Raw genomic sequence first — 2,500 nt, forward strand, 5'->3', positions numbered from 1 at the left:
CCACAGAGCCGATGATACTTGGACCGCAGGGTCCTGGGAGAGTAGGACGTCGCTAGGCAAGAGAAAGACCCGATCTTACGCAGATCGGGTCTTTTTTTATTTATTGACCCTTTGACGATTTGTTACATATTGTGACACTAGATTGGCTGTGGAGGGAATGACATGCGAAACGAGTGGTATGTGGCCTGCAGGAGCGCGGATTTGGTCGAAGAGATGCTCGAGTGTTCAATCCTGTCCACAGAGCTGTTCCTGTATCGGGATGCTGAAGGGGTTGCTCACGCGTTGCACAATCAGTGCCCGCACAGAGGGGCGCGGTTATCGCAGGGCAAGCTGCGCGGTGACTGTGTCGTTTGTCCTTTCCATGGCTGGGTGTTTGACGGGAGCGGACGTTGTACACTGATCCCGGCTAACGGACCTCATGCTTCGATTCCTCAGGGGGCAAAGGTGATGAGCTGTCCAGTGCAGGAGGCGGGCGGGTATTTGTGGGTATTTGTCGGGGAGCCTCATCGGGTCAAAGAACTGCAACTGCCCTTTGAATTGACAGACCCGGAATGGCGGGCCGTGCCTTTTGTGGTGGAATGGGAGGCGCATCTGACTCGCGTGGTGGAAAGCGTGCTTGATGTATCGCATCTGCCGTTTGTGCATCCGGAGAGCACCGGGACAGATGTGAATCCGAAGGTGGAAGGACCAGAGTTCAGCGTTACGGAGCAGGAAATTGTGATCGTTGCCAAACCGTATCATCCTCTGGTGCGAACACCTCTCAATGAAGAAGACAACGGCAGTTCCACAATCACGTTTACCTGGCCCAATCAACTGATCTTGCGCACCGACATGTTTGAAGGTAATCAGATGGCGACCTATTTGGCGCTCACGCCGGTAACGGAAGCACAGATTCGAATTCACGGGCTCGCCTTGCGCAACTTTTTACAGGACACTGAGGCGATCGATGATATTCACTATGAGCACAATGTCACAGTCTTAGAGCAGGATCGGCCAGTTGTTGAGCGATTGCGCCCGAAACGGTCACCGCTGGAGTTAACACAAGAGGTGCATATTCGGTCGGATGCGCCGCAAGTGCGATATCGAATCATGTATCGCAAGGCCTTGGAGCAAGAACAACAGGGGGGCGAAGGGCATGAAGGATGAACGTGTTTGGCAGGTGCTTGGCGAGCTGGAAGAGCTCGAGAAGCGCGAAGATCTCGAAGAAGGACTCTGGAGGATCACCAAGGAAGTTGGGCTGTTGTTTAATATGATTTTGCGTCACAGCGGTGCCAAACGAATTCTGGAGGTTGGAACGTCCAGCGGATATTCAACGCTCTTTTTAGCTGATGCTGCACGTGCGAATGGCGGCAAGGTCGTCACATGTGAATTCAGCCCTTTTAAGATCAAACTCGCCAAAGAAATGTTTGCAAAAGCCGGTCTTGAAGAACAGATCGAATTGATCGAAGGGAATGCGCTGGAGACGGTAGACGCGTTGGAGGGGCCGTGGGATTTTGTGTTCCTTGACGGGATGAAGGATGAGTATGTGTTTTATCTCAGTTCGATCTGGCCAAAAGTGCGCCCCGGCGGATTGGTGATTGCCGATAATATGATCTCTCATAAAGGAGTGCTCGGAATCGAAGCGTATAAGTTCACCGTCGATATGCTGGATGATGCTTCATCCGTAACCGTGCCGATCGGATCGGGAGACCTGTTTACTTGCAAGGTGGAGGAAGAATAGAGTGATCAGAAAACTGCCGGGTACGGACACCGGCAGTTTTTTGTATGACGGAGCATGGGTGAGCTCAATACTGATAATGTCTTACGTGTATGATGTTTGTTTTGATTTGTTCGAAGGGGACAATTGAGCTGTTGAGCGCGGTATGATAAGATAGTCCTTGTCGCCGCGAGAGACGCGGTGATTCTGAAAACGAAAAACTTGCCAGTTGCGCTTTCGAGTGCAGCGTGGTATATTAGTAAACGTCGCTTCGGCGGCAAGCGGTGGAAGCCCAACTAAGAACGCGACGTCCTGTCGCAACGTTGGACAATGTACATCGTGTACTTGATCCTTGAAAACTAAACGAGTGTTACAGAGATCTGATGCGAGTCAAGATACAAACTTTTTCAACTTTTATTGAGAGTTTGATCCTGGCTCAGGACGAACGCTGGCGGCGTGCCTAATACATGCAAGTCGAGCGGACTGATTCGGAGCTTGCTCCGAAGATGTTAGCGGCGGACGGGTGAGTAACACGTGGGCAACCTGCCCGACAGACTGGGATAACGCTTGGAAACGAGTGCTAATACCGGATAGGCTTCTCCTTCGCATGAAGGAGAAGAGAAAGAAGCTTTCGCTTCACTGTCGGATGGGCCCGCGGCGCATTAGCTAGTTGGTGAGGTAACGGCTCACCAAGGCGACGATGCGTAGCCGACCTGAGAGGGTGACCGGCCACACTGGGACTGAGACACGGCCCAGACTCCTACGGGAGGCAGCAGTAGGGAATCTTCCACAATGGGCGCAAGC

2 protein-coding genes and 2 rRNA genes (2 of these 4 running past the window's edge) are annotated in these 2,500 nt (G+C 52.3%); all 4 read left to right on the forward strand.

The features are described from left to right. A 5S ribosomal RNA gene (gene rrf / locus CBW65_RS13790) occupies nt 1–58 on the forward strand (it extends 59 nt beyond the left edge of the window). A gap of 104 nt (nt 59–162) precedes the next feature. Next, nucleotides 163–1,146, forward strand: coding sequence for an aromatic ring-hydroxylating oxygenase subunit alpha (locus CBW65_RS13795; RefSeq protein WP_087457329.1), 984 nt, complete (start codon nt 163–165; stop codon nt 1,144–1,146). Further along, on the forward strand, nt 1,136–1,720 hold the full coding sequence (locus tag CBW65_RS13800; RefSeq protein ID WP_157721944.1) for an O-methyltransferase: 585 nt from the start codon (nt 1,136–1,138) through the stop codon (nt 1,718–1,720). Before CBW65_RS13795 ends, CBW65_RS13800 begins: the two co-directional genes overlap by 11 nt. A gap of 389 nt (nt 1,721–2,109) precedes the next feature. Next, nucleotides 2,110–2,500, forward strand: a 16S ribosomal RNA gene (locus tag CBW65_RS13805); it runs 1,156 nt beyond the window's last position.

Origin of the sequence: Tumebacillus avium (genome assembly GCF_002162355.1) — a bacterium.
GTDB lineage: Bacteria > Bacillota > Bacilli > Tumebacillales > Tumebacillaceae > Tumebacillus_A > Tumebacillus_A avium.

Coding starts and splice junctions, on each gene's coding strand:
- CBW65_RS13795 (WP_087457329.1), top strand. CDS start 163: ATGCGAAACGAGTGGTATGTGGCCTGCAGGAGCGCGGATTTGGTCGAA.
- CBW65_RS13800 (WP_157721944.1), top strand. CDS start 1,136: ATGAAGGATGAACGTGTTTGGCAGGTGCTTGGCGAGCTGGAAGAGCTC.